24 protein-coding genes are annotated in these 25,456 nt (G+C 45.6%); 7 read left to right on the top strand and 17 right to left on the bottom strand.

The window, feature by feature from the left end; translation table 11 throughout:
* Positions 1-56 precede the first annotated feature (56 nt).
* Positions 57-269, bottom strand: a complete 213-nt coding sequence (locus KUA50_RS05870; RefSeq protein WP_134844304.1) for a DUF4492 domain-containing protein — start codon at positions 267-269, stop codon at positions 57-59.
* A 303-nt stretch (positions 270-572) separates the two neighbouring features.
* Between KUA50_RS05870 and KUA50_RS05865 the strand changes: the two genes are divergently transcribed.
* Positions 573-941 (top strand): MmcQ/YjbR family DNA-binding protein, encoded by a 369-nt coding sequence (locus KUA50_RS05865; RefSeq protein WP_218457158.1) that lies wholly within the window; start codon positions 573-575, stop codon positions 939-941.
* Between the two features lie 3 nt (positions 942-944).
* Here KUA50_RS05865 and KUA50_RS05860 read toward each other — a convergent pair whose 3' ends face one another.
* Positions 945-1,394, bottom strand: a complete 450-nt coding sequence (locus tag KUA50_RS05860; protein ID WP_218457159.1) for a cupin domain-containing protein — start codon at positions 1,392-1,394, stop codon at positions 945-947.
* A 340-nt stretch (positions 1,395-1,734) separates the two neighbouring features.
* Between KUA50_RS05860 and KUA50_RS05855 the strand changes: the two genes are divergently transcribed.
* Together KUA50_RS05855 and KUA50_RS05850 are read left to right on the top strand one after the other, a co-directional pair.
* Complete coding sequence (locus KUA50_RS05855) at positions 1,735-2,103, top strand: winged helix-turn-helix transcriptional regulator (protein ID WP_218457160.1); 369 nt, start codon at positions 1,735-1,737, stop codon at positions 2,101-2,103.
* Between the two features lie 159 nt (positions 2,104-2,262).
* Positions 2,263-4,053 (top strand): 1-deoxy-D-xylulose-5-phosphate synthase, encoded by a 1,791-nt coding sequence (locus KUA50_RS05850; RefSeq protein WP_218457161.1) that lies wholly within the window; start codon positions 2,263-2,265, stop codon positions 4,051-4,053.
* A gap of 101 nt (positions 4,054-4,154) precedes the next feature.
* On the opposite strand, the gene KUA50_RS05845 is transcribed toward KUA50_RS05850, so the two are convergent.
* On the bottom strand, positions 4,155-4,715 hold the full coding sequence (locus tag KUA50_RS05845) for a hypothetical protein (RefSeq protein ID WP_218457162.1): 561 nt from the start codon (positions 4,713-4,715) through the stop codon (positions 4,155-4,157).
* A 355-nt stretch (positions 4,716-5,070) separates the two neighbouring features.
* Between KUA50_RS05845 and KUA50_RS05840 the strand changes: the two genes are divergently transcribed.
* The 3 genes from KUA50_RS05840 to KUA50_RS05830 all read left to right on the top strand — a co-directional run bounded on the left by KUA50_RS05840 (position 5,071) and on the right by KUA50_RS05830 (position 10,483).
* Positions 5,071-6,144 carry a metallophosphoesterase gene (locus KUA50_RS05840; protein WP_218457163.1) on the top strand — a complete coding sequence of 358 codons (1,074 nt, stop codon included), beginning with the start codon at positions 5,071-5,073 and terminating at the stop codon, positions 6,142-6,144.
* A 74-nt stretch (positions 6,145-6,218) separates the two neighbouring features.
* Complete coding sequence (locus tag KUA50_RS05835; protein WP_218457164.1) at positions 6,219-9,050, top strand: TonB-dependent receptor; 2,832 nt, start codon at positions 6,219-6,221, stop codon at positions 9,048-9,050.
* A gap of 44 nt (positions 9,051-9,094) precedes the next feature.
* Positions 9,095-10,483, top strand: a complete 1,389-nt coding sequence (locus KUA50_RS05830) for a right-handed parallel beta-helix repeat-containing protein (protein ID WP_218457165.1) — start codon at positions 9,095-9,097, stop codon at positions 10,481-10,483.
* Positions 10,484-10,798: 315 nt separating this feature from the next.
* Here the strand turns inward: KUA50_RS05830 and KUA50_RS05825 are convergent, their stop codons facing one another.
* The 11 genes from KUA50_RS05825 to KUA50_RS05775 all read right to left on the bottom strand — a co-directional run bounded on the left by KUA50_RS05825 (position 10,799) and on the right by KUA50_RS05775 (position 21,496).
* Positions 10,799-11,572 carry a hypothetical protein gene (locus KUA50_RS05825; RefSeq protein ID WP_218457166.1) on the bottom strand — a complete coding sequence of 258 codons (774 nt, stop codon included), beginning with the start codon at positions 11,570-11,572 and terminating at the stop codon, positions 10,799-10,801.
* A gap of 160 nt (positions 11,573-11,732) precedes the next feature.
* A complete protein-coding gene (locus KUA50_RS05820; RefSeq protein WP_218457167.1) occupies positions 11,733-12,926 on the bottom strand; it encodes a glycosyltransferase in 1,194 nt (397 codons plus the stop codon).
* 99 nt (positions 12,927-13,025) lie between these two features.
* The gene (gene lysA / locus KUA50_RS05815) at positions 13,026-14,183 is read right to left on the bottom strand and encodes a diaminopimelate decarboxylase (RefSeq protein ID WP_118116958.1); all 1,158 of its coding nucleotides are present in this window, start codon (positions 14,181-14,183) and stop codon (positions 13,026-13,028) included.
* A 142-nt stretch (positions 14,184-14,325) separates the two neighbouring features.
* A complete protein-coding gene (locus KUA50_RS05810; RefSeq protein WP_218457168.1) occupies positions 14,326-15,645 on the bottom strand; it encodes an aspartate kinase in 1,320 nt (439 codons plus the stop codon).
* A 94-nt stretch (positions 15,646-15,739) separates the two neighbouring features.
* Positions 15,740-16,456, bottom strand: coding sequence for a cell division ATP-binding protein FtsE (locus KUA50_RS05805; RefSeq protein ID WP_218457169.1), 717 nt, complete (start codon positions 16,454-16,456; stop codon positions 15,740-15,742).
* Between the two features lie 51 nt (positions 16,457-16,507).
* Positions 16,508-17,155, bottom strand: coding sequence for a bifunctional phosphoribosyl-AMP cyclohydrolase/phosphoribosyl-ATP diphosphatase HisIE (hisIE, locus tag KUA50_RS05800; protein ID WP_118116961.1), 648 nt, complete (start codon positions 17,153-17,155; stop codon positions 16,508-16,510).
* A gap of 159 nt (positions 17,156-17,314) precedes the next feature.
* Positions 17,315-18,094, bottom strand: coding sequence for an imidazole glycerol phosphate synthase subunit HisF (gene hisF, locus KUA50_RS05795; protein WP_167639534.1), 780 nt, complete (start codon positions 18,092-18,094; stop codon positions 17,315-17,317).
* A gap of 30 nt (positions 18,095-18,124) precedes the next feature.
* The gene (gene hisA, locus KUA50_RS05790; RefSeq protein ID WP_218457170.1) at positions 18,125-18,838 is read right to left on the bottom strand and encodes a 1-(5-phosphoribosyl)-5-[(5-phosphoribosylamino)methylideneamino]imidazole-4-carboxamide isomerase; all 714 of its coding nucleotides are present in this window, start codon (positions 18,836-18,838) and stop codon (positions 18,125-18,127) included.
* A gap of 7 nt (positions 18,839-18,845) precedes the next feature.
* Positions 18,846-19,454, bottom strand: coding sequence for an imidazole glycerol phosphate synthase subunit HisH (gene hisH, locus KUA50_RS05785; RefSeq protein WP_118116963.1), 609 nt, complete (start codon positions 19,452-19,454; stop codon positions 18,846-18,848).
* A 332-nt stretch (positions 19,455-19,786) separates the two neighbouring features.
* Positions 19,787-20,320, bottom strand: coding sequence for an FHA domain-containing protein (locus tag KUA50_RS05780; RefSeq protein ID WP_118116964.1), 534 nt, complete (start codon positions 20,318-20,320; stop codon positions 19,787-19,789).
* 48 nt (positions 20,321-20,368) lie between these two features.
* The gene (locus tag KUA50_RS05775; RefSeq protein WP_218457171.1) at positions 20,369-21,496 is read right to left on the bottom strand and encodes an SPOR domain-containing protein; all 1,128 of its coding nucleotides are present in this window, start codon (positions 21,494-21,496) and stop codon (positions 20,369-20,371) included.
* A 141-nt stretch (positions 21,497-21,637) separates the two neighbouring features.
* Here KUA50_RS05775 and KUA50_RS05770 point away from each other — a divergent pair, with 141 nt between their 5' ends.
* On the top strand, positions 21,638-22,477 hold the full coding sequence (locus tag KUA50_RS05770; protein WP_256624285.1) for a DUF4738 domain-containing protein: 840 nt from the start codon (positions 21,638-21,640) through the stop codon (positions 22,475-22,477).
* A 205-nt stretch (positions 22,478-22,682) separates the two neighbouring features.
* Here KUA50_RS05770 and KUA50_RS05765 read toward each other — a convergent pair whose 3' ends face one another.
* From KUA50_RS05765 to KUA50_RS05755, 3 genes are read right to left on the bottom strand one after another with little or no spacing between them, the layout of a single operon-like run.
* Positions 22,683-23,831, bottom strand: coding sequence for a sodium ion-translocating decarboxylase subunit beta (locus KUA50_RS05765; protein WP_022111035.1), 1,149 nt, complete (start codon positions 23,829-23,831; stop codon positions 22,683-22,685).
* Between the two features lie 7 nt (positions 23,832-23,838).
* Positions 23,839-24,315: an acetyl-CoA carboxylase biotin carboxyl carrier protein subunit gene (locus KUA50_RS05760; RefSeq protein ID WP_218457172.1), complete on the bottom strand. Its 477-nt coding sequence runs from the start codon at positions 24,313-24,315 to the stop codon at positions 23,839-23,841.
* Positions 24,316-24,374: 59 nt separating this feature from the next.
* Positions 24,375-25,436, bottom strand: a complete 1,062-nt coding sequence (locus KUA50_RS05755) for an OadG family protein (protein ID WP_218457173.1) — start codon at positions 25,434-25,436, stop codon at positions 24,375-24,377.
* Between the last annotated feature and the right edge of the window lie 20 nt (positions 25,437-25,456).

Genomic DNA, 25,456 nt, shown 5'->3' with positions numbered 1-25,456 from the left:
TTATTATATCATGTTTTTGTATTTCTTCTGATAATATAGGATTGAAAATCAGAGTCTTATCTGTTCAGAATTTCCTTGGATACGAAGCCTGCCTTATCTCCGTTTTTTGCATTACTGTTAATATAATTCGGAAAGAAAAAGAGCTTGAGCACCAGGAAGATGATGGCAAGCTTGATGAGGATGATGGTCCAGAGCGTCTTGCCCAGGGTCATCGTCCTGAAGCCATCATAATAGAGATGGAATATTTGGGATAGAAGTCCTTGCTTCATCGGCTTTACATCTGTTGTCATCAGATTTTCATTCTTTTCCTTCTTCATACTTACTCCTTCTTTTAAAAATCTGCTGTAAATCTACAATAAAATGATGTAACTACCAAATATTTTCTTGAAAAAGTTACAAAAAGGTTATTTTTTTGTGTCTCATAAAGGGGTGTTTTAAAGAGAAAACTGTATCTTTGCATCAGAATTTATTATCTTTGCATTATCTAAGCATAAGAAATTGCAGAAAATGATGCTTTAGAAAATGCATCTGAAAAATAGAATCATCTAAATCAGAATGAATCAGAAGATATTATGAACATAGAATCTGTTAGAGAGTATTGCCTCTCACTCCCTCTTGCAACCGAGGCTTTTCCCTTTGATGAGCGGACCTTGGCGTTTCGAATCTTCGACAAGATCTTTGCTTGTGTAGATTTGGAGCGCCCGGAATGGGTTACGATGAAATGTAATGCCGATTATGCCCTCGAACTTCGGGAGAAGCATTCCGAGATAGAAGGTGCCTGGCATTGGAACAAGAAGTACTGGAACCAGGTGAATCTCTACGGCACGCTGGAAGATGATTTCATCCAGTCCCTGCTTCGCCATAGCTATTCCGAAGTGGTGAAGAAGCTCAAGAAACAGGAAAAGCTTGAGCATCCTGAAATCATGGAGGTGGTGGAGTAGTTTCTACCACTCCACTTTATCGTTGAGAATCACGCCGTCGGTTGCATCTTCGGCTGTAAAGGTTTCTGCCTTATACTGCACGCAGAGCATCACGAGTGGTTCTGTACCGTTGTTGCGAACAGAGCGCTTGCCGGCTGGTGCTACTCTCACCACGCTTCCCTCCTGAATAGGGAATACCTTGCCATCAACCTGGAACTCGCCCTTGCCGCTGAGGAAGAAATACAGTTCCTCGTGGTTTTTGTGGGTGTGGAGGAATCCTGTCTCTGTGCCAGGAGCAAAGCTCTGGAATGAGAATTCGCTGCCGGTTGCGTTTACGCTCTGACCACCAAATACCTTTCCTGAAACCTTGATTTCTGGGGTGAATTCCAGAATGTAGTCCTTGAGATCACTCATCTTACCAAAATCCGTGGCTGTGAAGTTTTCAGCCTTTGCAATAGTCTTTGTTTCTTTCATCTTGTCTGTAATTTTTAAATGTTTATATTTCTTTCACTTTATGTTATTTCTTTTTGTGAATACTTCTGCTTTCAGCTTTCATTTCTGAATTGCGCTGCAAAGATACTGCGAAAAACTGGTTCCTGCAAGAGGGCACTTGGGGGTAAGATGGTTACCGGGAGGTAACTATTGTGTGGGAATGGGAGAAAGAAAAATGAAGCGTTAACTTAGATTAACTTGGTATGTTTGGTTTCTATTCGGATATTAGTTACTTTTGTAGCCTATTGCAGAATATTGCAGAGTTTTGCAGAATATTATAGATTATTGCAGAATATTATAGTAGAATATAAGAAGATTGATTATGGCAAGAATGATAAAAGAAATGGTAGTGCAGGACTGTCCCATCCGTAACGTTCTGGCGCGCGTTTGCGACAAGTGGTCACTACTGGTAATCTACACCCTGAAAAATCATCAGGATGGTCCCCTCCGGTTTAATGCCCTGCGTAAGCTGATTCCGGATATTTCGCAGAAAATGCTTACCAGCACGTTAAAATCGTTGGAGGTTGATGGCTACGTTACCCGCAAGGCTTATGCCGAAGTGCCGCCAAGAGTGGAGTATTCTCTCACACCCCGTGCTGAAACCCTTATTCCTATTATGGATCATCTGATAGAATGGGCGCTGGATAACATGGCTGTGATTCTGAAGGATAGGGATAAGGCTGCAGGCTGATTTCCAAGATGAGTTTCCCGGAAAATATTCCAAGATGAGTTTTCCGGAAAATTATTCATTTTTTCTGTAGTTTGGGTAATGCGTGTTTTCGGGAATCATCGTATCTTTGCACCCGGAATTCGTAATCATCATATAATCATAACTATAAGTATAAAAAATATGTATATTGAGAAAATAAAGTCGCCAGCTGACTTGAAGAAGCTGGATTTGAAGGAGCTGCAGGTGGTGGCTGATGAAACCAGACAGGCTGTGCTGAACCGTGTAAGCAAGCATGGCGGTCATGTGGGACCAAACCTCGGATTCGTGGAGGCTACCGTGGCGCTTCACTACGTTTTTGATGCGCCAAAGGATAAGCTCGTGTTTGACGTAAGCCACCAATGTTATCCGCATAAGGTGCTCACCGGACGAGCTGCGGGATTCCTCGGCGATGTGGACGACATGAATGCCATTTCGGGTTATTCTTCTCCTGCCGAATGTCCGGAATATGATAACTTTGAGGTAGGGCATACTTCTACTTCCGTGAGTCTTGCCACCGGTTTGCAGAAGGCGCGCGACGTCAAGGGTACCGATGAGAACATCATCGCCATTATCGGCGACGGATCTCTTTCTGGCGGTGAGGCTTTTGAGGGACTGGATGAGGCTTCGGAACTCGGCACGGGCATCATCATCGTGGTGAACGACAACGAAATGTCTATCGCCGAAAATCATGGCGGAATCTATAAGAACCTGCGTGCCCTGCGCCAGAGCAACGGCACCTGCGAGCACAACTGGTTCAAGGCATGGGGCTTTGAATACAAGTATCTGGAAGAGGGTAACGACATCGAAAAACTCATCCAGGTTTTCGAGAGCGTGAAGGATACGGATAAGCCTACCGTGGTTCACATCCACACAGAAAAAGGTCATGGATTTGCGCCAGCCGTAGCCAACAAGGAGGCTTGGCATTGGGGATTGCCTTTCAACCTGGAAGACGGTTCGCGACCAAGAAAGAATGCCGATGGAACCCTCCCGGAGGTTGCTCCAACAGAGGATTACGGCACATTATTCTCTGACTGGATGCTCAGCGAGATGAAGCAGGATAAGACCCTCATCGCCGTAACCGCCGGTACTCCTGCCGCAGGTGGCTTTACTGCCGATAAGCGCCAACTGGCTGGCAAGCAGCACATCGATATGGGAATCGCCGAAGAGCAGGCAGTAGCCATGATTTCGGGAATGGCAAAGGGTGGATTGCATCCGGTATGGACTGTTTACAGCACCTTCATCCAACGTACCTACGACCAGATAGCGCAAGACCTCTGCATCAATTCCAACCCAGCCGTAATCAACGTGGTAGGAGGCGGAGTGAACTCGATGAACGACATCACCCACATCTGCCTTTTCGATATTCCGATGCTCTGCAGCATTCCGGGGCTCATCTATCTGGCTCCAACCACCTGCGAGGAGTATTTCGCCATGCTCCGCTGGAGCATTCTGCAGGATAAGAAACCTATCGCCATCCGCGTGCCAAGCAATGGCGTGGTTCATACTTCAGAAGCTGTTGATGCTGAGTATGGTTACGAGGCAAAGTACAAGGTGATGCACCAGGGCGAGAAGGTGGCAGTCATCGCCGCTGGTTCGTTCTATCAGAAGGGCGAGAATGTAGTCCGCCTGTTGGCTGATAAGGGTATCGATGCAACGCTCATCAATCCCCGTTATCTGAATGAGGTGGATGCCGAAGTGCTGGATAGCCTGAAGGCAAACCATCAGTTGGTGGTAACCTTAGAGGATGGCTCGAAGGATGGCGGATTCGGAGAGCGTATCGCCTCTTACTATGGCACTTCAGAAATGAAGGTGATGGTGGGCGGCATCAGGAAGGGACTCTACGACAGATATGATGTGAAGAAGTTGCTTTCGGATAATCGCCTGCTCGATGAGCAGATTGTGGAAGACATCTTGTTAGTAATTAATGATTAGTTAGTCGGCATAGTTAGTTTTTATTTAACGAGAAATCCAAGCCGGAGAATCATCTCCAGCTTGGATTTCTTCTGTTTTATCATCGAATGTTTGTCATTATCTCAATCATCGTCATCATCATCATCCCAATCTCTATCGTGCTTCCACTTCTTCTTGTCGTGCTTCCACTTCTTGTCGTGCTTGTCGTGCTTGTGATGCTTGCACGGCTTTCCTGGTCCGTAAGTTTCATGAGTTCCGCCTGGCCATCCCGGTCTTCCGTAGTTGCACTCAGGGCGAGGGCGGCGCTTGTCGTGTCCCCAGTTATGCTTAGGATACTTGGTATAAATATGGTGAACATACACATGGTTCTCCCAGCCGATAGGGCGATAGAAATAGTAGGAGTCCTTGAATCTCTTCCATTGTCTGGCGGTCATCATGCGCTTGAGCTGCTTGTTGCGATAATGCCAGCCGTAGGCATTGATGTCGCGATAGCTTCGGATGCCGTCCAGATAGGTGAAGTTGATGTTCAGGAGATTGTTGCGCTGGGCGTTGCTCAATCCCAGTTCCACCACCATCTTATCTGTGATAAAACGGGCTTCAGCCTGAATATTTGTCAGTCTCTGAGCATTCATAGATGTTATCATCATCCATACTGCAACCAATGTCATAATCATTCTTTTCATAACGATCTTCTCTTTAAAGGGTTATTACTGCATTTCTTTTTGTTCTCTTGATTGAAGAGGCTACTTGGTGCCGCTATCAACTTTTGATGGTGCAAAGATAGAGGAAAGGGATGAATGCAGCAAGGGGAAAACCATAATCTGATGTATGATTTTCCCTAAATGCATCGGGGGAGATTCCCTGTAATAAGATTGTAGTATCTTTTATCTGCTAATTAAAATCCTTGTAACCCTTTTGACATATAATACCTCTACCTTTGCACCCGAATTCTGAACGGTATTGTCTCTATATGTGGAAATACTGATTAGAATATTCAAGTTTATTAGAATATTAATAATTATAGTCAGATAAAGAAAAATGGAAAAGAAAGTATCGGGTAAGCATAGCAGCATGAATGGCTTTGCTATGATGAAAGGTAGAGTAGCTACTGTAGTTTTGGCTTCGGCTTTATTGTTGGGTGGAGGCTTGACTGCACAGGCTCAAAACGCAGCATTAACAACCTGTTCTCAGAGTGCAGCAACCGCGATTCCGCAGAATCCTAACTGGAAGGCGAATGCTGCTGAATGGCAGAAACTGAAGGGCGAAATCACCCTCTACATGACCAATGATATGGGTCGCAACGGCTACTATGACCAGAAGCCTATCGCAGAACTGATGGGCGAAATGGCGGGCACGGTAGATCCTGAATGTGTACTTGCCGTGGGCGACATCCATCATTTTAATGGCGTGGCTTCCACTCAAGACCCTTTGTGGCTTACCAATTACGAATGGGTTTATTCTCATCCCGACCTGATGCTCAACTGGTTCCCGGTTTGCGGTAACCATGAGTATCGTGGTAATACTCAGGCTTTTATGGACTACGGCAAGGTGAGCCGCCGCTGGATGATGTCAGCCAAATATTACACCAAGGTGTTCGACCACAAAGGAACCACCGTGCGCGTCATCTTCCTCGACACCACGCCCCTTATTGATTCTTACCGCAAGAATCCGGAAATCTATCCTGATGCTTGTAAGCAGGATGCTGAGGCTCAGCTCTCCTGGCTCGACGAAACTCTGAAGAATGCCAAGGAAGACTGGGTTATCGTGGTAGGCCATCATCCTATCTACGCCGAGACTAGCAAGGAGGAGAACGAGCGACTCGACATGCAGAAGCGCCTTCTTCCTATCCTCCATAAATATAATAATGTGGCGATTTATGCCTGCGGTCACATCCACAACTTCCAGCACATCCAGAAGAAGGGCGATAATATCGACTACGTAGTTAATTCCTCTTCTTCTCTGGCTCGTCCGGTGAAGCCTATCGATGGTACCGTGTTCTGCAGTCCTGCCGACGGTTTCTCTGTATTTACCGTAGATAAGAAGCTGCTCAGAATGGCGATGATTGACAAGGATGGAAAAATCATACACACGGTTTTAAAGGTAAAAAAGTAAAAAGGTAAAAAAGTAAAAAGGTAAAAGGAGCTTTTTTGCGAAAAGAAACGAATGAAGAATCAATAGCGATATAGATGAAAAGATTTTTAATGAGTGCGGCGCTTCTTGCCGCTGCGACTTCCGCCATTCAAGCACATACGCTGGATGGTATTGTCAAGGATAACAAGACGGGCGAACCCCTCATCGGAACCGTAATCCGAGTGAAGGAGTTGCCCAACGTGAGTACCACGTCTGGTCTCGATGGTACTTTCACCCTGCATGAACTGCCTGATAAGGGCAAGGTGACTCTCATCGTTTCATACATGGCCTACAAGACCCGCGAAATGGTGGTAGATGTGGCTAAAGACTTCTCCAAGGATGGAAAAGAGGGAAAGGATGGACATCTGACCATCGCCATGGATGAAGACCTGAAGCAGTTGGGCGAAGTGGTGGTTACCGGTCATCGCGAATACAGAAGCGACCGTAGTGCCGTGGAGACCGTGAAAAATGCGGGCAACGTGCTCAACGTGATGAGCCAGCAGAGCATCCAACTCTCTCCTGACGTCAACGTGGCGAGCGTGCTCCAGCGTGTTTCTGGTGTCACTATGGAGCGTGATGCTTCCGGAGAGGCTTCTTACGCCATCCTCCGTGGTATGGATAAGCGATACAACTACACCTTGGTCAACGGCGTGAAGATTCCAAGTCCGGACGACAAGAACCGTTATATCCCATTAAATATCTTCCCAAGCGACCTGATGGACCGCCTCGTGGTTTCCAAGTCTCTGACTGCCGATATGGAAGGCGATGCAGCCGGCGGCGTGGTTGATATGGTGATGAAGGATGCCCCATCCCGCTTTCAGATTCAGGCGAATGCTGCCATCGGAGCAAGTGATTATTTCTGGAAGGATGGCAGAGATTATCTTACCAGCAACCGCTCTGATTATACAAAGAAATCTCCTTACGAGGCTTTCGGAAAAGACTATAAGGCACAGATGAGCGATTTCAAAAATGGTCCTGTACAGTTGAAGCGCCATTCCGCTCCTGCTCCCAACTTCATCGGAGGTTTGAGCATCGGCAACCGATTCTGGGGCGATCGCCTGGGTGTGATGCTTGCCGGAAGCGTTCAGAATACTTTCCGTGGTACCGAGCGTACTTATAATTCCGTGAAGATGGCTTCGGGTGAGCAGGCGATGTATATCTCCAATCTGCATCATCGCTTCTACAGCATCCACGACCTTACCACGGGTGTTCATGCCAAGTTCGACTTGACTCTGCCTGGACATAAGTTGGAATGGTACAACATGTATGTGCGCACCAATTCCAAGGGCATCAGATACAATAGCGGCATCAATACCGAATACATCGGAGCCGACAGTTATACGCAGGATGATGAAGTCCGCTCTCTCTCAACTACTCAGAGCATCTTCGCCTCCAACCTGAAGGGTACGCATCATCTTACCAAGGATTTTACCCTCGATTGGTCGGGCGTGTTCTCTCAGGCAAAGGAAGAAGATCCGGACAGAACCTATGTCTCTCTGACGAATACCGTGAGCAGGACTGCCGAGAATGGCGGAGATGCCGTTTCGGGTTCTATCTGGGACGATAACAAGAACATTACCAAGACCCTGCCTAAGAGTGCCGAGCGCCGATTCCAGCACAACAAGGATACCGACTGGGCGGGTTACATCAATCTCTCATACGATACCCATTTCTCCAACGATGTGGAGGCGCTCTGGAAGGCGGGTGCGCAGTATCGCAGAAAAGAGCGTAGCAACAGATATTATTCCTACATCTTCAATCCAGCCGACATCTCGCAGACTTTGGACGGCAACGGATTAGACCAGTATGCTACTATCGATTGGGTTTGCAAGACTCCTTATTCTCAGGCTTCGCAGCTCAACTATGATTCCAAGGAGCACATCGGCGGCGCTTACGCCATGGTAACCCTGAAGAGTGAACTGGGCGAACTGAACGCCGGTTTCCGTGCCGAGCATACCAACCAGATCTATACCATGCTCCAGCATTTCCGCAACATGGGACAGACGGGCGAGCAGAGTTACTGGGATTATCTGCCATCTGCATCCATCAAGTGGACACCTACCAAGAAGATGAATGTGCGTCTCTCTTACTATCGCTCCATCAACCGACCTGGCTTCTACGAGATTGTGCCTTATCAGATTATGGGCGAGGAGTATCAGGAGAAGGGTAATCCAAATCTGAAGCGTGCCCGCATCGACAATATCGACCTGCGCTGGGAGTGGTTCCCAAGTAAGACCGAGCAGATCTTGGCGGGCGTATTCTATAAGTATCTGAAGGACCCTATCGAGCAGGTGTTCGTAACATCAGATGGAAAAATTGGTGCCGGAACCGATGCCTACTATACGCCGGATAACCTCGGTAATGCCAAGAATATGGGATTTGAGATTGACGTGATCAAGTACATCCGCCACTTCGGAGTGAAGGCGAACTATACCTACACCCATTCTGAAATCACCACCTCCAAGCGTGAGTATCAGGAGGGGAGTGCCGAGTATAAGACAGGCGTAACCCAGACCCGTCCGCTGGTCAATCAGGCTCCTCATACCGCCAACATCTCCTTATTATATAAGGATACGGAGCACGGATGGAATGCGCTGTTGGCCTCTTCCTTCACAGGTACCAAGCTTGCCCTGGTTTCTCCTTTCAAGGATGCTGACCAATGGGATAAGGCGATGTTCGGTCTCGACCTGAGTGCAGAAAAGCAATTCAAGAACGGCTTTTCCGTCTTCTTCAAGGCTAACAATCTGCTTGATGCCAAGCGCGAGAGATACTTGAAGACCGTGAACAAGAGCAACTTAGAGTATGAGGGGCAGAAGAGCGATAAGACTATCGTGGGTACTTATAAGTATGGCAGAACCTTCCTGCTGGGAGTAAGATACAAACTTTGAAAGGCTTTTAAAGGTAAAAAGGTAAAAAAGTAAAAAGGTAAAAAATGAAAAAGATAAATACTTTCGCTTGCATGCTGATGATGGCAGCAGCGGCTATGTTCTCTACTTCTTGTGAGAACGATAATATCAATCCATACGATTATACTAATCATGGTGGTAATGGAAGCAACGAAAACCAGGGTTCTAACGAAGTTCTGAAAACTGACGTGGCTGAATATCCTGTAGGTTCTCTGGTTTGGAGCAAGGATACTACCCTCAGCGAGAGCGTGGAGATTCCTGTGGGTACTTCGCTCTATATCGAGCCGGGTGTAACCGTTACCTGCAAATCTGAGGTTCAGGTGCCGGTGGAAATCGTAGTGTTGGGTAATCTCTATTGCATGGGTACTGCCGAAAAACCTGTCACCTTTACTTCTGATACCAAGAAGCCTGCCGATTGGGGTGGCATCATCTGCGGATACAATTCTGAGGAGGTGGTACTCAATCATGTGGAAGTGGCCAATGCCGGCGCTACTCCTACCGAGAGTTCAGCTTCTTTCCAGAACAAGCTTTTCAAAACCACCATCGATGGTGGTGTGCCTGCTTTCCATTTCTGTAATGTGAATGGTAAGTTTGTGATGGCTAACTGTTTCTTCCACGGCAACTATAACGACCAGACTTACTTTACTGGCGGTAATGGTGTGATTATCAACAATATCTTCGCCGATAGCGGAAATGCTGCTGATGGTGGTGAGGCTATCAACGTGAAGGCTGGTTGCAAACTCGATGTTGCCAACAATATCATCTACAACGCCTGCACCAACGCCTTCAAACTCTCTAATGCAGGCAATAGTGAGACCATTCCGCTTACAGAGATGACCGTTTACAATAATACTATAGTTGATTGCGGATGGCGTCGTGCCAAAAACAAGAAGGGTGGTTCTGTATGGGTAGAGAAGGCTGCCAAACCTATCTTCGTGAACAATCTCATCTACGATTCCCGTTATGGACTGAAGCAGCCAAAGCAGGATGGGGCAGATATGGAGCATAGTCGTCTGACTCCAAACTACTACTTTGCCTCTACCGACAAGGGAGTAGAGCAGATGGCGAAGGGTGCAAGCCTCAGTATCTGGTATGATACAGATATCAAGAGTAGCGTGGCAGGTCAGCTCAATCCTCTCTTCAAGAACTTTAAGCAGAGCGATAAGATGAACATCAATTGTGAAATAGATCTTCAGGAAAAGGGTGCTCCTCTTGCTTTCGATAAGACTTGGAATTTCGAATATCAGGATAATAGTCCTGCACTCTCTGGTGGTGTGACAGACTTTTCTCCTCTTTTCCCTAACGGTTTGCCATTCTTTGGTCTGAAGAAAGTGAATTTCCTCGATACCAAGAATGATATGAACTATTACTTCTCCGCTCCATTGCCACGTGCAAGATTCGGAGCGTGGAGATAAAACATGAAATGATATTTATTATGATGGAACGTCCTGTATAATAGAAAAATGAACAGATAGAAAAAGTCCTTTAGCGAAACAAGTGAGAACTTGCTGCTAAAGGACTTTTTTATTTTATTAGGACTCCTAAAACCTTTGCTTTCGATTAATTTAAACCTTTCTTTTCGAAGCAATTCTAAGCCTTTCTTTTCGAGCAATTCTAAGTTTTTTTTAGCTTAATTCTAATCCTTTCTTTCTATTAATTCTAATCTTTTCTTTTCGAGCAATTCTAATCCTTTCTTTTCGAGAATTCCCTTTTTATATTTCAGTATTCCTTTACTTTACATATTTCAGAATCTCCCGGCTCTTTCTTCCCTCCTTGGCAGGAATCGGCATGAAGCCTTCCGTGAGTCCTGTTTTCTCGGTCATCGCCTGAAATACGGAAGCGGCATAGTTGGAGAGTTTCAACTTACCCAGTTCTTCCTTGATGGCATCCTCATCATAATCGTCGGCATACAATAGCGTGTGAAGGTCATCCAGATACTTCTGTGGAATGTTCTTGTGAGGCATTCGGCTCTTGATTTGCAGCACTTGCGAGATGATGGCATCCTGGGTCAGTTGGGCAATAGCCTCTGCCTTGCGGCGCTCAAACTCATCAAAGGTAAGCGTGTCGGCCTCGCCCCAGTCTTCCATCATCGAAGCTGCAGAAGTAAGATGACTGTAACCGAAGTAACGGATGAGGGAAACGTGCTGGTTCCACGCCAACTTTTCCAGGTAGTTTTTTTCTAATGGGGTAGTGGCGATGAGAAGGTCGGCCTTGCTGTACATGTTTTTCTGATAGCATGCAGTCTGCAGGCTGCGCTTCAACCAAGGATTTTTGCAGTTGCGCTCAGAAACATCGCCCAGCGGACAAACGATGTATGGAATGCCCATCTTGCGCGATTTCTTCGCCAGTTGGGCACCCTGCATTGTCCATGCTCCTAAAATCAATACTACATCGGCATCAGTCAACTTGTCTGTGATGTCGAGTTTCTGGCTCATTGCTTCTGTGTATGGCTCATACATCTTCAGCAATTTCTTCTCTTTGGAAATGAACAAATATACTTTCATCGTTTACTTTAATTTTATAACTATAAGTATTTGTATTTTAAGTATTTCGATTATATAGTCTTGTCTTCAAGTCTCTACTTCCAGCCTTCCGCCTTTTACTTCCTGTTTTCTGTCTCCAGTTTCAAATTCTTCCAGCCTTCAATTTCAAAGCCTTCTGCCTTTACAGTTTATGGCTGGTGAAATCGTTTTTGTCAGCTCGCCAGTATCTGATTTTGTTGGCAAAATTTCTCCAGATGATTCCATATTCGTAGAATGGCAACTTGATCATAGCCAAGTCTTCATCAAAATGCTTGATGGCCTTGTGGGCGATGAGCATGCGGATGACGAAGAGGAGGATAAGTGAGAATCCAGCGCAACCTGTAAGTATCCAGTCTTGAGCATAAATGCTCCATGCCAAAGCTGCTATAGATGCGAGAAGACTCAGATGAGGCAGCAGATGGTCGAAGAAGAGAAGGGTGCGCATAGACTTGACTCTGTTGAGCGACTTGAGTGAAGCCTGTAGATAGAGGTGGATATTGTGCCAAGACTTGTTGGAAGGTTCATCATGGACGAGCCAGGCTTGGCGGCCAAGTTCTACAGCCGTATCGCCACATTCAGCATACTTGTTGACCAGGAAGTCGTATTCGCCTCTGATATATTCCAGGTTGCCCTGATAGCCCTGTCCTTCCATAAAATCGCTCTTGCGGAAGGCCACGTTAGGCATGTGGGTGCGGTAGGCATAGGAATGCTGGGCACGGCGGAGCAGATAGAATGCCCTGTGAATGCTCTCGAAACGGCGGATGCGCTTGGTTTCATCATCAAAAGCTACATAGCCCAAAACCAGATGGGTGGAGGTGCTGAATTGCTGGGCCATAGCGGCAAGCCATTGGTTGCTTTCCGGTCTGCAAGTTGGTTCTGTCAGAATAATCCACTCGTATTTGGCTGCTTTCACACCCAAGGTAATCTGCAACTTCTTACGGCTCATGTAGCGTGAACTCTCAGGAATATACGTATAGTAGAGGTGAGGATTCTGCGCAGCCGTACGCTTCAGAAAGTCGATGGTATCTACGTCGGTACTTTGGCTTACTACGATAACCTGGTAGTCGGCTGCATACTGCTGGTTGAGAAACATCGGCAGATTTCGCTCCAGCTCTGGCAGGTTGTCATGAGCTGTAATGAGAATTGTAACTGGTTCAGCATTTTCTTTTTGAGAAAATTCTGCCTTATTTCCTGATTCCTCATTTCCTTCCGTCTCATTTCCTTCCGTCTCTGGAAAGCGCAACGAGCGCAGGAATGGATTTACCAGCGATCCGAGGATAGCCAATAAAACCACTACTGCGCCTGCTATGATAGTAGTTATACTAATTGTTATCATTTCTTTTCTCGTAATAAGGAAATCATTCATCTTCGTGCAGAATTCATTCTGCTTCGTTCTGAAGTCTTCACTTCATGACGAAATCATTCCTTTTTATTTTTAAAGATCTTCTGTAATGTAGCCCTTTGGCAACTGGCGGCAGTTGTACTGACTTGCCATGATTTCACCATAGGCTCCTGCGGAACGAAGGGCTATCAAATCGCCACGATGGGTCTTGTTCAGGTCGATTGCCTTGGCGAAGACATCGCTCGATTCGCAGATAGGTCCTACTACATCGTAAGTTTCTACTGGCTCATCGCTTGAGATATTCTCTATCTTGTGGAATGCCTGGTAAAGGGCAGGGCGGATGAGATCGGTCATTCCTGCATCGACGATGGCAAACTGCTTGGCAGTTCCCTGTTTGATGTAGAGGGTCTTGGTGATGAGTGAACCCATCTGGCCAACTACGGCACGGCCCAACTCGAAGTGAACCTTCTGACCATCACGCAACTTCAATTTCTTGGCATAAGTATCGAAATAATCCTTGAAATCTGGGATTGGCATGCGGTTTGGATGATTGTAGTCTATACCAAGACCACCACCCACATTGATGTTCTTTACTACAATATGATGAGCTTCCAACTGGTTCTGCAATTCGTTGATACGGTTGCAGAGAGCCTCGAAGTCACCCATGTCAAGTATCTGACTACCAATATGGAAATGCAATCCTAAGAACTGGATGTTCTTCAACTTTGCAGCCTCTTCGATGACTCCTTCCATATCGCGCATGGCAATACCAAATTTGTTTTCAGCCAAGCCTGTGGTAATGTTGGCATGTGTATGGGCGCCAACGTCAGGATTGATGCGGAAGCAAACCTGTGCAATCTTATTCTGCTTCTCGGCAAGTTCGTTGATTACCTCAAGTTCCGGAATGCTTTCTACATTAAAGCAGAAAATTCCTTTCTCCAGTCCGAGGTTGATTTCCCAATCACTCTTACCTACGCCAGCATAAACGATTTTGTTGGCAGGGAAACCTGCGTTGATGGCTGCCTGAATCTCTCCTCCGCTCACACAGTCGGCACCTAATCCAGCCTGGCAGATGACGTTGAGCACCTTAGGGTTGGCATTAGCTTTCACAGCATAATGTACTTCGAAACCTGGGTGCTTGCCTGCCTCCTCGTTGATAGTCTTGAGGGTACGGCGCAACAGGTCTGTGTCGTAATAGTAGAACGGAGTCTGTATCTCCTGAAACTTATCTATCGGAAATGTACCTTTCATTTCGCTTTGTCTTAAATTAATATCTTATTTATAGTCAAATTAGAAAATCCAACTGATGGTTAAGTCAGAATATCCAACGAAGAGTGGACAGGAAGTATTACATGAGAATTCTTCACTCTTCACTCTTCGTTCTTCACTTACATTACTTCTCAAACAGAACTTTACTCAAGTTCTGCAAAGCCTGCTTCTTATCCTTCTCTCTGATGAGGAACGAGATGTTGTAGTTGCTGCCGCCGTAAGAAATCATGCGTACAGGGATGTTCTTCATCGCATCGGTAGCGAGGGTCTCGAAGCCTACGTTGCTCCAGTCGAGGTCGCCTACTACGCAGATGATGCACATGTCTGAATCTACGGTTACAGTACCATATTTCTTCAACTCGTTGACGATGTCGTTGATGTGAGCGTCGTTGTCAATACTCATGCTTACACCTACCTCAGAAGTAGCAATCATGTCGATTGGAGTCTGGTAGCTCTCGAAAATCTCGAATACCTTGCGCAGGAAACCTGTAGCGAGGAGCATGCGGCTACTCTTGATCTTGATGGCTGTAATATTGTCCTTTGCTGCCACAGCCTTGATCTTGCCACGTACGATTACGTTGTCGATGATGGTACCGTCTGCCTTAGGATCCATAGTGTTCTTCAGGCGAACTGGAATACCTGCATACTTGGCTGGCTGAACACAGGTAGGGTGGAGAATCTTGGCTCCGAAGTAAGCCAACTCTGCTGCCTCCTCGAAGTTCAACTGGCGTACAGCCTCTGTGTGCTCTACGACACGAGGGTCGTTGTTGTGCATACCATCGATATCGGTCCAGATCTGAATCTCGTCAGCTGGGAGAGCTGCACCTATGAGAGAAGCTGTGTAGTCGCTACCACCACGCTGGAGATTATCTACCTCGCCGTAAGCGTTGCGGCAGATGAAGCCCTGGGTGATGTAAATCTGATAACCCTCGTTCTGCTCCATGATGGCACCCAATTTCTCCTTGATGTACTGTGGGTCTGGCTCTGCATTCTTATCAGTACGCATAAAGTCTAATGCGCTGAGCAATACTGCCTTTACGCCCTGTTCCTTCAAGTAGTTTACAACCATGTTTGTGCTCATGATTTCACCCTGAGCCACGATGCTTTTCTCCTCGAAAGAAGTAAAGAGATCCTTAGTGAAAGAGCGGAGATAATTGAACTCGCCCTGCAGGAATTCGCGTGTAGTTTTCTTCATCTCTTCGGTAGAGTAGAGATCTTCCACGTGCTGCATGTATTTCTTCTCCAAGTTGTTGATTACCTCGTTGGCGCCCTCTGGGTTCTTCTTGTAGAGATAGTCAGAGATTTCAACGAGAGAGTTTGTTGTACCACTCATCGCAGACAATACGATGAAAGTTGGTTCACCTGATTCTGTAACCAATGAGGCTACTCCCTTCATGCGCTCTGGTGAGCCTACGGAAGTACCTCCGAATTTCATTACCTTCATAGTCGTAAATTATTTGAATGTTTAAATTTTTATTTTATTGTTTAAAGTTTAATGAGGGTGTAGAATACTTCACTCTTCACTTTTCGTTCTTCACTTAATTTTCCTCTCCGTCTTCCGTGAGGTCGATGCAATTGTATTCCTTTGTCACTTCGTGCAGTTCACCATCCTTGCAGCGGTAAACGATTCCCGGGAATTTGTCGAGCATCGGGATGTTGTGGGTGGTCATGACTACAGCCGTGCCTTGCTGGGTGATTTCCTTCAGCAGGCTCACGATGTTGCTGGCTGTTTCTGGGTCGAGATTACCCGTAGGCTCATCTGCGATGATGATCTTCGGATTGTTGAGCAGGGCTCTTGCGATGGCGATACGCTGCTGTTCTCCACCCGAAAGTTCATGTGGCAACTTGTCTATCTTCTCGATCATGCCCACTTCGTTGAGCACTTCTTCGATTCGCTTGTTTCTTGCCTTCTTGTCTTTCCATCCGGTAGCCTTCAGTACAAACTCGAAGTTCTTGCGTACGGTACGGTCGTGGAGCAACTGGAAATCCTGGAAGATAATACCCAGTTCCTTGCGCAGGGCTGGTATTTCCTTTCGCTTGATGGTCTTGAGGTCTCTGCCCAAAATCTCTGCCTTTTCTGTTTCGCCTTCCACGAGGTCGAGTTCGCAGTAGAGGGTTTTCAGGAGAGAACTCTTTCCTGAACCCACTTTACCGATGAGGTAGGTAAACTCGCCTTCATCCACATGGAAGTTTATTTCCTTGAGCACGCACTTATCAGCCTGGTAAATGCTCACTTTCTGATAGTCTATCAACATCTCTTTTTCTATTTCTGGTTTACATAATGTTTGATGATTCCCCGGCAGAAATTATTTCATTTCTCCCTTGCTCTTGGCTACTCGGCGCTTCTTGTCCCAGTTTGGGTCGTGGCGCATCTGGAGTTCCTTGGCTACATCCTCTATGCGTAAGCCCTTGCTGGTGAGCAATACGATGAGGTGGTAGAGTAGGTCGGAAGACTCATATACGAGTTTCTCATCATTTCCGTTTGTAGCTTCGATGATGGTTTCAACTGCCTCTTCTCCAACCTTTTGCGCCATTTTATTGACGCCTTTATTGAAGAGACTGGTCGTGTAACTTCCTTCTGGCATTTCCTCGTGGCGCTTGTTGATGAAGTCCTGAAGTTCTGAGAGGAAGAGGATAGGGTTCAGCTCGTTCTCCTCAGCCCAGCAGGTATCTGTGCCCTTGTGACAGGTAGGTCCGTCTGGGTGTACCTTAATTAATAAGGTATCGTTGTCGCAGTCGTTCTGAATGCTGACAAGGTTGAGGAAGTTGCCTGATGTTTCACCCTTTGTCCAAAGACAGTTGCGTGAACGGCTCCAGAAAGTAACCTTTTTGGTTTCTATTGTTTTATCGTATGCTTCCTTGTTCATGAATCCCAACATCAGAACGTTCTTGGTGATTGCGTCCTGAATGATGGCAGGAACAAGTCCGTCCATTTTTTCGAAATCTATTTCCATATAATCTTAATATTTTTATCGTATTATAGTTGCTTTATCTTTTATGGTTGTATTGTTGCTTTCATTCTCTTTGAGAGGAAAAGCATCGTCAGTTAGATTCAGAGACTTCCTCGATTCGTCCTTCTTGCGTTTCAGGGACATTCTCGATTCAATTCCTTATTAGATTCTGACGTTAATTCCTTCTTCTCTGAGGTATTTCTTGAGATCAGGAATGGCAATCTCGCCAAAGTGGAATACGCTTGCGGCGAGAGCGGCATCAGCTTTTCCCAAAGTGAAGGCATCACGGAAATGCTCCATATTGCCGGCACCTCCCGAGGCGATGATAGGAATGCTTACCTCATCAGCCAGTCTGGCAAGCGCTTCATTGGCAAATCCCTGTTTCACTCCGTCATGATCCATGCTAGTAAACAGAATTTCACCTGCTCCTCTGTCGGCAACTTCCTTTGCCCAGTCAAACAAGCCCAATTCTACACGTTCTCTGCCTCCTTTAACATAGCAATGCCAACCATCTTCATCGAGACGGGCGTCGATAGCGCAAACGCAAACCTGTGAGCCATAGTGACTTGTAATCTCGTTGATGAGTTCCGGACGGCGGATGGCAGCACTATTGATGCTGACCTTGTCTGCGCCGGCATTAAGCAGGCGATCCACGTCTTTGAGTTCGTTGATTCCTCCACCTACGGTAAATGGAATGTTGATTTCGGCAGCTACGCGAGTCACCATATCTGTGAAGGTTTTGCGCTCCTCGAAACTTGCTGTTATGTCAAGGAATACCAGTTCGTCGGCTCCTGCATCGCTATAGGCTTTGCCCAGTTCTACCGGGTCGCCAGCGCTGCGGAGGTTCACGAAATTGGTGCCCTTCACAGTCTCGCCGTTTTTGACGTCGAGGCAAGGGACGATTCGCTTTGCCAAACCTTTATTTATTCTTTGTTCTACCATATTCTTCTTTTTAGCTTTTCCCGCAGGATTCTATAGTCCCAATTCTTCAACTTTGATTTTGCCCTCATAGAAAGCCTTGCCGAAAACGACAGCAGGAATTCCTGCTGCTTCCAGAGCCTTGATATCTTCGTTGCAACTTACGCCGCCCGAAGCAATCAGATGAAGGTTAGGGTAGGCTGCCATTACCTTTTTATATAGTTCTATGGCAGGTCCCTGCAACGTTCCATCCTTACTGATTTCTGTGCAGAGCACATTCTTTACACCCTTATCAATATATTGTTTCAGGAAAGGCAGGAGGTCTTCTGAGGAATCCTCCTTCCAACCATTGATAGAAATCTTGCCGTTTCTCACGTCTGCACCCAGAATCAGCTTCTCTGCACCATATTTCTCCATCCATTGCATGAAAAGCTCCGGATTGGTTACGGCGATGCTGCCCACGGTAACCATCGAAGCACCTGCTGCAAATGCCTTCTCAATATCCTCCTCGGTTTTGATTCCACCACCGAAATCAACCACAAGGGAAGTACTCGTCGTAATAGCCTTGAGTACGGCATCATTAACGATATGCTTAGACTTGGCACCATCAAGGTCAACCACATGCAGTCGATTGAAGCCCAGACTCTCGAAGTGCTTGGCTACTTCAGCAGGATTATCATTATAGACCTTCTTCTGGTCGTAATCGCCTTTCGTAAGACGTACGCATTGCCCGTTGATCAAGTCGATGGCAGGAATTAATTCTATCATATTTCTTTTATATTTCTAAGAAGTTCTTCAAAATCTGTTCGCCAACCTTGCCGCTCTTCTCTGGGTGGAACTGGCAAGTATAGAAGTTGTCCTTGTGTAAGGATGCACTATAGGGGAGGATATAATCGGCTGTAGCAATTGTATCCTCGCAGAGCGGAACATAATAACTGTGTACGAAATAGGAGTAGGGATGAAGTAAAGCCTCTGATGATTTCCCGAATCCTTTATAAAGATCCGTCTTCAGGTCGTAAATCTCGTTCCATCCCATCGCAGGCACTTTATCTTCATGTCTTTGAGGCTGGAATCTCTTAACATCTACATCAAAGATGCCGATGCAATCTACATCGCCCTCTTCTGAATGGCGACACAACAATTGCTGTCCTACGCAAATGCCCAGAACTGGTTGCTTTAAATCTCTGATGACTTGGTCGAGGTGGTGTGCCTTGAGGTATTCCATGGCTTCTTTAGCCTGGCCTTGTCCAGGGAAAAGAACACGGTCTGCCTTCTGAAGCATTTCAGCATCATCTGTAAGAATAGGATTGATGCCCAAACGCTTCATGGCGTTGACTACGGAATAGATATTTCCGGCATTATATTTTACGATTGCTACATCCATAACCTAACGTAATTCATGTTATTTTAATACGTTTTGTAATTTACAGATGCAAAGATACATATTTTCTTTCAATCAAAAGAAAATATTAGCAAAAAGATTGCCAAATATGCTATATTTCTTTCAGATAGTAAGCGAAAAAGGTATATTTATTCGACTTTATTATCTTTAAGCGCCCTTTTTTCATTTCAAGCGCTTAAATTTCATACGAAAGAATTCCAAATGAAATAATTCTGACGGATTCGTTTCTGATGAATTTATTTCATGCGAATCAATCTCATGCGAATTATAATCATGCTTGGATTGATTTCAGGCAAATTTCCTTTTTCTTTTAGTTAGTCTTCTTGTGAATCTGCGGTACGAAGAATGATGGAAGTTGCACCAATAGTAAATAATGTACCGTCTTCGATAACACGACGTTCCTTGTCTCCCAAGATTTCATTATCTACAAAGGTACCTGTGTAGCTCGGACCGTCACGGAGCACATACTTGAGGCGTCCCTTCTTGTCGCGACTCACATTGATGACACAATGGTTCATGTCAACACTTGGGTCAACCGTCTCGATAGGGCAGTTGATTCCGCTGTTCTTCATATAGCGTCCGATGATGTTATCGCCCATCTGGAGAGGAATCACCTGCTTGTAGGCAAATACATTCTCTATGACAACGATGGAGCCGAATCCCTTTTCGTTGGCATTTTCGTCAAGAACTTCCTCCTTGCGGGTCTCGCGAAGTTTGGAAACACCCATGCGAATGCCAAATTGCTTATTGCAGTTAGGACACACAAATACGAGACTCTGACCAGCCTCGTATTTCTTCTCATCAAAAGTAATGTAGTTGTCACACTTAGGACAGCGAACTCTTTTCATGTATATTTTCTTTGTTTTTACTCACTTTTGTTTTTTGCTCATTCTCTGTTACTCAGTAACTTTGGTAATCCAGCCATCCGCAAAAACTTCATTATTACGGAGATCATGGAGAGCCTTATAGGCCTGACCTTCAGTCTCGTATGAGCCATAAACTACCTTCACATTCGTAGCGGTAATAACCACCTTGGCAGCCTTGAAACCCTTGGCTTGCAGCGTCTCTACATAGTTGGCAGCATTACGCTTGGTTACGCGGCTTGCCAAAACGATTCCATAATATGGTTTGGCGCTCTTGAGCTCAGCCTGGTCGATTTTCTTCTCGTTGGCCTCATCGTTAGCGTCCTTATTCGTTTCTGGGTTGATTTTCAATACCTTCTCGCTGTTTTCAGCCTTGGAAGCAAGTTTCGTTTGGTGGGTATTTTGTGTAACTAACTCCTTTGGCATGATACGGGTAAGCATGCCTGTATCAATCTTGCTGGTCTGCACATTAGGAGTTCTCAATGGAGTAGAGATGGCGAAGAATGCTATGATGGCGATGCAGGCTGCAGCCAGATTGCGAAGCCAACTCTTCTTGATAAGAATGAACTCTGCAGATGGCTTTTCGTCATCGTCATTTACGTCAAATACAGAATTTGCTGTCGCATTCTGTAATGCCACAACAGGTTCTGCCTGTTTTTCTTCTTGATTTATCTCTATATTTTCTGCAATATTGGTGCTGTTAGTCTTCTCAAGCGTAACTGTAGGTTCATTTTCCTGGGCGCTGAGAGGAAGCATGTCGAATCCGCCCAAACCATAATAGTTAGGGGTCAGAATGCCAGCCTCGCAAGGCTCAAAAGTATAATTGCCGTCTTCGTTGAGATATATAGTACCGATATTGTTGATTTCATACTTGCCTTCATTTTCCAGGCGCTGACGGATTTCGGCCACCTCGTTGGCAAGGCGGTCGATAGCTTCTGGGTAACTGATGTCGTATGCTTCTACGTAAGATTGCGCCAAAAGGGAATCGTTCATCTTCAACTGTGGATTGAAGCCAACGGTTCTCAATGGTGGCAAAAACATGTTGTCTCTGCCATCATAACGTGCATCTACGTGGTGAGCCATGAAGCCCCCAAAATCAGGGACAATCACGCAATCGTTGCTCAGAAGTAGGATTTCGATATGTCTTTCTAGTTCATTCACGACTGCAAAGTTAGTGAAAAAAATGAAACTGACCAATAATTTTAAGGAAAAAAAATACTTGAAGATATAAATAGTTGAAAATGTTTTGTCATATCGTAGAAAAGTATTATCTTTGTCCCTAAATAATTAATGTGTGATGATATGAACAGCAAAATTACAGATATTCAAGGAGTGCTTTATCTGATCAAGAGGCATTCTTTGATGATGGCATTGCTATGTGGACTCTCTGTTGCTGCCAGTTGTGGCAAGAAGGCCAGTCCGAATTCTACCCCTAAGGAAGATACTCGCGCTAAGGAATTGTTGCAGGGCATCTGGCTTAATGAGGACGATGAGGATGTGGCTTTCAGAGTAAAGGGAGATACGATTTATTATCCTGATTCGACGAGCCAACCCGTATATTTCTGCATTTATGGCGATACTTTGATCATGAAAGGTGCCCGAGATGTGAAATATCCTATCCTGAAACAGGCGGCTCACTTATTCGAGTTCAAGAGTCCAAGTGGTGATGTAATCAAGTTGACCAAGACTTCTGATAAAACTTACCTGAAGGCTTTCCAGCAGGAGAAAACCATAGCGCTCAATCAGAATCAGCTTATCAAGCGTGATACGATTGTTTCGCATGGGGAGAACAGATACCATCTGTATGTTCAGGTGAATCCTACTACTTACAAGGTGTTTAAGAGTTCGATGAACGATGATGGAGTGCAGGTGGATAATGTCTATTTCGACAATATTATCAATCTCAACGTGTTCCATGGTGCCAACAAACTTTTCTCTCATGATTTCAAAAAGAAAGATTTTGGGAAAAAGGTGCCTGAATCTTTCTTGGAACAGGCTGTGTTGAGTGACCTGCTCTTTGAGAGGATAGACGAAAAGGGGATTCATTACCTGGCTGTCTTGGCCATGCCTGACAGTTCGCTGAGTTATCAGGTTAAAATCGTGGTTTCTTATCAGGGAAAACTGGAAATTCTTTCTGTTTAATCAGAAATAGTTCTTTATCAGATATAGCTTCTGGCAAGATTCGATACAAATTTTGAGTATCGGATCTTGCCAGATTTCTTTTATAAATATAGTATAAAGGTGTGCCATAAGTACATGGCGCAATTTTATTCGTCTGAATCTCTGGTGAAACGAAAAAGAGGATGTATCATAGCCTTATGACATATCCTCTTATTATTTGAGAATTTTAATTCAGGAAGCCGAGCAAGGCGCCGGCTGCTACTGCCGAACCGATAACACCTGCCACATTTGGTCCCATAGCGTGCATGAGCAGGAAGTTGTGGCGGTCGTATTCCAAACCGAGATTGTTGGAGATGCGGGCACTCATTGGCACAGCGCTCACGCCAGCATTACCGATCAGCGGATTCAGTTTCTTGTCTTTCGGCAAGAACAGGTTCATCAGTTTCACAAAGAGAATGCCGCTTGCTGAGGCTATAATGAATGCCAAGGCACCAAGGGCGAAAATCTTGATGGTATTGAGGGTCAGAAATTCTGATGCCTGGGTGGAACATCCTACTGTCAGACCGAGGAGCATCACCACGATGTCGTTCAGGCTGCTGCCAGCTGTCTTGGCGAGTCTTGTTGTCTTGCCACTCTCTTTCAGGAGATTTCCGAAGAAAAGCATACCGAGTAGTGGCAAACCGCTTGGCACGATAAAAGTGGTAAGCAATAAACCGATGATAGGGAAGAGTATCTTCTCGGTCTGACTTACTTGGCGAGCTGGTTTCATCTTGATGACACGCTCTTTCTTGGTGGTAAGAAGTCGCATCAAAGGTGGCTGAATCACAGGCACTAACGCCATGTAGGAGTAGGCACAAACCGCAATGGCTCCCATCAGATTTGGACTCAACTTGCTGGAGAGGAAGATGGCGGTAGGTCCGTCGGCTCCTCCAATGATGGCAATACCTGCAGCCTGATTAGGCTCGAAACCTAAAGCTAAGGCTATCATGTATGCTCCGAAAATACCAAACTGGGCGGCGGCTCCGATAAGAATCAGTTTCGGATTGCTGATGAGTGCCGAGAAGTCTGTCATAGCTCCAATACCCAAAAAGACGAGTGGCGGATACCATCCCTGTTTTACTCCCTGATAGAAAATATTGAGTACGGAGTTGTCCTCGTAAAGACCGATTTCGAGTCCTGCGTCAGCACGGAATGGGATGTTGCCAAGGATGATGCCCAGTCCGATAGGTACGAGAAGCAATGGTTCGAAATCCTTCTTGATGGCGAGCCAGATGAAGATGGCTCCCACTAAAATCATGATGAGATTTCCTGCCGTGGCGTTGGCAAAGCCCGTATAGGTCAGGAACTCATGAAAGTTTTGTATGATGAAATCCATAAGCTATCTATTTAATGGTTACTAACGTATCGCCTTCCATCACGGCATCGCCCTTGTTCACGTTGATACTTGTGATGGTTCCGGAAGTTTCAGCCTCGATATTATTCTGCATCTTCATGGCTTCAAGGATGACAACCGTATCTCCAGCATTCACCTTGTCGCCTACCTTCACCTTGATTTCGTTAATCGTACCAGGCAGAGGGGCTACCACAGGCTTACCGGCTGCTGCCGTTGGTGCCGAACTTGTACTTGCTGCAGAGGCAGAAGAACTATTGGATTCTTCACTCTTCACTCTTCGTTCTTTACTTCCTTCTGCTCTTCTTTCTTCACTTAATTTCACTTTCTGCTTACCGGCTTTTACAGGTTGCTTCATTTCCACTTCGAATGGGATTCCATTCACGGTCACGTTAGCGATATTGCCTTCGATGTCTTGGATTTCGACTTCGTAATCGACACCCTTGACAGTATATTGATACTTTGTCATAGTTTTAAATCTTTAATATTTATATTTTGAATCAGTAAAGCTATTGAATTCTTCACTCTTCACTTATTATTAAAATTCGGGGCATTCCATCTTGTCTGTTTTGGTTTGATGGTGATGATACCGGATTCAATATCATGTACATCCTCCAGATACTCTTTTAGCGCCAATGAAATGACAGCCATATAGATTTCCTTGTCAATACCCTTAGTTGTCAAACCATCCTTGAGTATCACGTTGGTTTTGTGACTGATTTCTGATGTCACTTCAAGGGTTTTCTTACCAGTCTTATACAATAGGTTGGCATGTTTCTCCGTGGCACGTGCAATACGCTGTTTGTGCTTCATGTAAGCGCCGAAAGCCCAGAAGAAGATGAAGAGGAGGGCAAGGCAGGAGAAGACGATGCCCATGGAGAGAATGGCAATACCGTAGCCGTGAGGATCTGTTTTCTTGAGCATCTGGGGTTTGCTGAGCCCGGTGCTCAGAGGCAAATAACCGGGAGTTACTTCATCCGCTTTACTAATCTTCCAAGTCTTGAAATCGCTGGTCAGAGCATAGGATTGGTCTGCTGCCAACCACGGAATACTGATAGAGTCTATCAGATCTACAGCATTACCATCGTAGAGAGCAATCCAGTTGTTTTTTTCATGGAATGCATCTGCGATTTTCTTGAGAGGAACCAATCCGAGTTTCAGTTGGAAAGGTCCTGTACCTTCGCTCAACCATCTGAAGTGTCCTCTTCCCTTAGGAAAACAGTCTGGGCATGTTTCTTCCGAATCTTCATGCCAGATATACCGGTCGTAGATAATCACACTTTTCTTGCCAGCCAAGGTTGTGCGAGGCTCGTTGTTCGGCAGAGGGCACATCAGCTTTCGCCGTTCTTCGGGCGACATCTTTTTGTCGAGAACTCTCCGGTCGGTAGTCAGGAACATACCGCGAATGTTGTAGGTTGTAAACGAGGAATTGGATAGTTCCACCCATGATTTATGTGCACCGTACTCATCCACAATGCTTGTACGGTTGTTGGTCATCACCTCCGTTATCCGGATGCTTTTGGCTCCTTGGCTCCAAGTGGGCAAGGATGTGATGAACCCTATGCTTAATATAAGTCCCAATTTCTTCATACGCTTCTAACGTTAAAGGG

The organism is Segatella hominis (assembly GCF_019249725.2).
In the GTDB taxonomy this organism is placed as follows: Bacteria; Bacteroidota; Bacteroidia; order Bacteroidales; family Bacteroidaceae; genus Prevotella.
Note: the sequence above shows the minus strand (reverse complement) of the source record. Positions and strands in the feature narration are given on the sequence as shown.